Here is a 5,386-nt window from a genome sequence, read left to right on the forward strand (position 1 = left end):
CGCGCAACCTGGCCGTGGCCAGCGCCGAGCGGGCCATCCCCCTCCTGCACGTCTCCACCGATTATGTCTTTGACGGCCGGGCCGAGCGGCCCTATCACGAGTTTGATCCCGTCTGCCCGTTGTCGGTGTACGGCATGAGCAAGCTGGCCGGCGAAGAGGCGGTCCGCAGTCTCAACCCCCGGCACTATATCGTGCGGACCGCCTGGCTGTACCATACCCTGGGACGTAATTTCGTCACAACGATGCGGGAGCTGGCGGACAGGCCGCCAATACGGGTCGTGAGCGATCAGTACGGCTCACCGACCTATGCGCCACACCTCGCCCAGGCGCTACTCAGGCTGATCGACAGCCGCGCCTACGGCACCTATCACATTGCCGGCGCGGGTGGGACGAGTCGGTTCGAGTTGACCCGGACCTTGTACCGTCTGCTCGGGCTTTCGACCCCGGTCACCCCGGTCGCGGCGAGCGCCTTTCCCCAACCCGCCCCACGGCCGCGCTACGCGGTCCTCACCAGCCTGCAAGACCCCGCTTTTATCCTGCCGGCTTGGCAGGACGGACTGTCGGCCTTTGTCCGGGCCGCCCGTCAGCACGGGGCGGGGTGAGACACACGTGCCCCTTGACCCCTGACAGACCGGACCTCAGCGCCTGACGGCTTGACAAGTCGTCGGGGCGTTACTACCTTTCTGCCCACGATCACGCGGCCAAAGGGAAACGTGTGAACCGTTGGATATCAGGAGGACAACACGTTTCCCTTTGAGAGAAGGCAACTCCTCACAACACTCCATTCGTGAGTCACTTCGTTCAACACCATGATAGACGTGCAGCACCTGACAAAACGCTACGGTGACCTGACCGCAGTCTCGGACATCTCCTTTCAGGTCGACTCGGGTCAGATCCTCGGCTTCCTCGGTCCCAACGGCTCGGGCAAAACCACCACCATGCGGATTATTACCGGTTTCATGCCGGCAACGAGCGGGACGGTCAAAGTCGAGGGATTCGATATCTTCACCGACTCCTTTGAGGCGCGCAAGCGGATCGGCTACCTGCCGGAGAACCCGCCCCTGTACACCGATATGACCGTCACCGCGTACTTGCGCTTTGTGGCCCGGATCAAGGGACTGCGCAAGGCCGAGATTGGCGAGGCTCTCGACATCGCCGTCACCCGCTGCGGGCTGACCGAGGTCGTCAACCGGCTGACCGGGCAGCTGTCCAAGGGCTTTCGGCAGCGGGTCGGGCTGGCACAGGCGATTATTCACAATCCGGCGGTGCTGATCCTGGACGAGCCGACCGTCGGGCTCGACCCGCAGCAGATCATCGAGATTCGCTCCCTGATCAAAGAGCTGGCCGGCTCGCATACCGTCGTGCTCTCGACCCACATTCTGCCAGAGGTCTCTCAGGTGTGCGAAAAAGTGGTGATTATCCGGTCCGGCCAGGTCGTCCTCGAGGATACCCTGACCCACCTGACCGAGGACCAATCGCTGGAAGACGTCTTTCTGCGGGCCATCGCTCAGGAAGACGCTCAGCCTGACGCAGACACCCAGCCCGGAGCAAGCCCTCACCCCGCCCCTCTCCCAGAGGGAGAGGGAGACAAAGAGGAGAACGGGGTATGAGGAATATCTGGACGATTGTCGGGAAGGAAATCCGCTCGTATTTCGTCTCTCCGGTGGCGTATGTGGTGTTGACCGGATTTCTGCTGCTGGGCGGGTGGTTTTTTTTCAACCTCTTATCGCGCTTCAATCTCCTGCTGTCGCTGTATACCCAGTTTCAGGCCGGGGCGGCCGACCAGCTCAATCTCAACGATTTTGTGATCGCGCCGCTGATGAACAACCTGTCGATCATCCTGGTCATCCTGGTTCCCATGATCACCATGCGGACCTTTGCCGAGGAAAAAAAGGGCGGCACCTACGAGCTGCTGTTGACTTCCCCGTTACGGACGGGGGAGATCGTGCTGGGCAAATTTCTGGCCTCGTTTGTGTTCATCTGCATCATGATCGGTCTGACGGCCATCTATCCGATCCTGCTGATCGTGTTTGGCAATCCAGAGGTGGGGGTGATGCTGGCGGGTTATCTCGGGCTGCTGCTGATGGCCACCGCCTTTGTGGCCGTCGGGCTGTTCACCTCCTCGGTGACCGAAAACCAGATTATTGCCGCAGTCAGCGGCCTGGTCGCCATGCTGCTGCTGTACATCATCGGCTGGCCGGCCCAGGGCGCGGGGGACGTGCTCGGGCCGATTCTCAAATACCTGTCCGTCACCGATCACTTTGCCGAGCTGGTCAAGGGCGTCATTGATACCCGCGCGCTGGTCTATTTCGCCAGCCTGATCGGGCTGGCCCTGTTCCTGACCATGCGTTCGGTTGAATCTCTGCGCTGGAGGTAATCTGCATGGAAGAGAAACGTGTGGACCGTCGGATATCAGGAGGACAACGCGTTTCCCTTTTGTCGCGTCTCGGTGGTTTCTATGGGGTGGCGGGGATCACCCTGCTGGTGTTTGCAGGCATTGCGTATTATCTGACCCGGGTTGTCTCGACCTATGTCTTTATCCACGCCCTGCTGGGGCTGCTGGCCGTGATCGTCTACTTTGCCTCGGCCAAAGACAGCCTGGGAACGTTTCTGGGTGAGCGGTCCACTAAATATGGCGTCAACGCGGCCCTGTACTCGCTGATCGCCTTTGGCGTACTGATCGCCCTCAACTACCTCGGAACGCGCTACTATCATCGCTTCGATCTGACCGAAGCCGGAGTCTACAGCCTGTCTCCCCAGTCGCAGCAGGTGGTCGGCAGTCTGGACCAGGAGCTGGAGATCCACGCCTTTGTCCAGGCCGGCGCCGACCCCCAGCTCGAGGATCTGCTGACCAGCTACGGCTACGCCTCGGAGCGGCTGTCGTCCACCGTCGTCGATCCGGATACGCGGCCAGACCTGGCCGAACGGTTTCAGATCACCACGCTGCCGGCCATCCACCTCCAGTACGGGGACCGGTCCAATGTAGTGACCGACATCTCCGAAGAAGAGATCACCAACGGGATCATCAAAGTCGCCCAGGCCGAGGCCAAAACGGTCTACTTTGTCGAGGGCCACGGCGAACCCAGCGTTGACGATACCCAGCAGGGCCAGGGCTACGGCCAGCTCAAGATCGCCCTCGAGAATGAGGGCTATACGGTCAGCACTTTAGTCCTGTCTCCAGATACGGCCGTCCCGGACGACGCCAGCGTGCTCGTTGTTGCCGGCGCCCAGCGCTCGCTGTTAGCCCACGAGACCCAGGCCATTGATCACTACCTGAAGCGGCAAGGCCACGCCCTGTTTCTGCTCAGTCCCCGCGTCACCCCGGAGCTGTCGAGCTATCTGGCCAACTGGGGGGTTGAGGTCGGCAACGATGTCATTGTCGATGAGCAGCTCCAGCTCCTGCGCGGACGGACCTTTACCCTCACCCCGGTCGTCACCAGCTATGGTCAGCACCCCATTACCGCCGAACTGGGTCGGCAGGGCGGCGCGGCCCTGACCTCGTATGGCATTTCCCGCTCGGTCGAGCCGCTTTCCCCCCCACCTCCCCCTGAGGGGGGGGATGGGGGGGGGCACGCCGGGCTGTCGCTGGTCAGTCTGGCCCAAACCGGCCCCAACTCGTGGGCAGAGACCGACCTGGAGGGCATTTTTCAGAACCAGACGGCCAAAATTGACGAACAGGACCGGCGCGGCCCCATCTCGCTTGCCGTTGCCGTCACCGCCAATCTCAAGGAGATGGACGCCGAGCAGGAGGGCATCGCCCGGCTGGCCGTTTTCGGGAACGCGATGTTTGCCAACAATCAGTACCTCAACCAGTATTTCAACCGGGATTTTCTGCTGAACACCATCAGTTGGCTGGGCGGCGAGGAAGAGCTGATCTCGATCCGACCCCGCACCATGCGAGCCTCGCGGGTCCAGTTCACCCAGGAGCAGGGAACGGCGATTTTCTATCTGTCGGTCCTGATTCTGCCTGAGATTCTGCTGATTGCGGGCCTGGCGGTGTGGTGGAGTCGGCGATGAGTGCGCGCAGAACCCTGCTGATGCTGGCCGTCCTGCTTGGACTCGGCGGCTATATCTACTTCATCGATCTGGACAGGCAGCGAACCGCAGAGGACGCCAAGACACTCCTCCAGTTCGACTCGGACGCCGTGACCCAGGTGGCCCTGGTCTATCCCGACCGTGAGCTGCACCTGGCAAAAGGCGACGGTGGCTGGAACATCACCGCACCGCTCGAAGCCCGGGCAGACACAACTGCGGTCGATAACCTGGTCAACGCGGTCAACCAGGCCGAAGTCTCTCGGACGCTTGACGACCCCCAGCCGGACCTGGCCTTGTACGGCCTCGACAGCCCGGTGGCCACAGTCCGGCTGACGCTCGAGGACGGCACCCAGCTGCCGCTTATTCGCATTGGTAAAGATACCCCGGTCGGCTATTCGGTCTACGTCCAGCGGACGGGAGAAGACGCCATTTTGCTCACTCCCCAGGCCTTCCGTTTGGGCATGACCAAACAGACCACAGACCTGCGTGACAAGACCGTCCTGGCTTTTCAGAAGGAGCGGGTCAGCCAGATTGAGGTGCAGCGTCCGGCCGAAGCCGAGACGCCGGTCGTGTTGCGCAAAACCGACGACGGCTGGACGCTTGTAGGGGCGGCCCCCCGTGGTCGCCCAGGGCAGGCACTGGGGCCTGCCCCTACCGATCAGCAGGCGGACGAGGCCAGCGTGAATACCTTTCTGTCGTCCCTGAGCGGGATGCGCGCCCAGGATTTTATTGAGCAACCCGTGCTGGAACTCAAGGAGTTCGGTTTGGACCCGCCTCAGCTGGCCGTCACGCTGACCCTGGACGAGAATGGCGCGGACGCGGCGCCGGCTCTTCGTCTGATGGTCGGAAGCGAAAAATCAAACGACCAAGGCACCACACAGCGACATGTCAAACGTGAAGAGCTCGAAACCCTGTATCTGGTTGGAGACTGGGTCTTTGGTGACCTGAATAAAACCGCCCACGATTTCCGGGACAAAACGGTTGCGCGGTTTGCCAAGGAGGCGGTCGCTCGGATTGAGGTCAAACGTCGGGATGGCGAGGGGTTTCTTCTGACCTGTTCGGACTGCGGCGGAGAAGCCAACTGGCAGATCGACGCCCAGTTGGAGGGAGAGTTGAAACGCAGTGCGCTGGACCAGTTTGTCACCGATCTCCACGACCTGAAGGGATTTGAGATCGTCGCCGATCAGCCCCAGGACGTGAGCGGCTACGGTCTGGACGAGCCGCTGGTCACCATCCGGGCCTATAACGCGGCCGAAGACAGGCTGGCCGGGTTGCTGATCGGCCAGACCACCCAGGATGATGCCACTCGGGTCTTCGCCATGGCCGAGGAGGGACAGACCGTTTTCGGACT

5 protein-coding genes are annotated in these 5,386 nt (G+C 61.8%); all 5 read left to right on the plus strand.

Annotated elements, in window-relative coordinates; translation table 11 throughout:
- On the plus strand, positions 1-602 hold a 602-nt coding region (locus tag J4F42_20895), incomplete at its 5' end, for a sugar nucleotide-binding protein (protein ID MCE2487979.1).
- Positions 603-818: 216 nt separating this feature from the next.
- Complete coding sequence (locus J4F42_20900; protein MCE2487980.1) at positions 819-1,610, plus strand: ABC transporter ATP-binding protein; 792 nt, start codon at positions 819-821, stop codon at positions 1,608-1,610.
- A complete protein-coding gene (locus J4F42_20905; protein MCE2487981.1) occupies positions 1,607-2,377 on the plus strand; it encodes an ABC transporter permease subunit in 771 nt (256 codons plus the stop codon). The genes J4F42_20900 and J4F42_20905 overlap by 4 nt, the downstream gene beginning before the upstream one ends.
- Before the next feature lie 59 nt (positions 2,378-2,436).
- Positions 2,437-4,017 (plus strand): GldG family protein, encoded by a 1,581-nt coding sequence (locus J4F42_20910; GenBank protein ID MCE2487982.1) that lies wholly within the window; start codon positions 2,437-2,439, stop codon positions 4,015-4,017.
- Positions 4,014-5,386, plus strand: a 1,373-nt coding sequence (locus J4F42_20915; protein ID MCE2487983.1) for a DUF4340 domain-containing protein, incomplete at its 3' end; no start/stop codon positions are given. The genes J4F42_20910 and J4F42_20915, both read left to right, overlap by 4 nt.

The sequence above is a fragment of the Desulfurellaceae bacterium genome (genome assembly GCA_021296095.1).
Taxonomy (GTDB): domain Bacteria; phylum Desulfobacterota; class Binatia; order Bin18; family Bin18; genus JAAXHF01.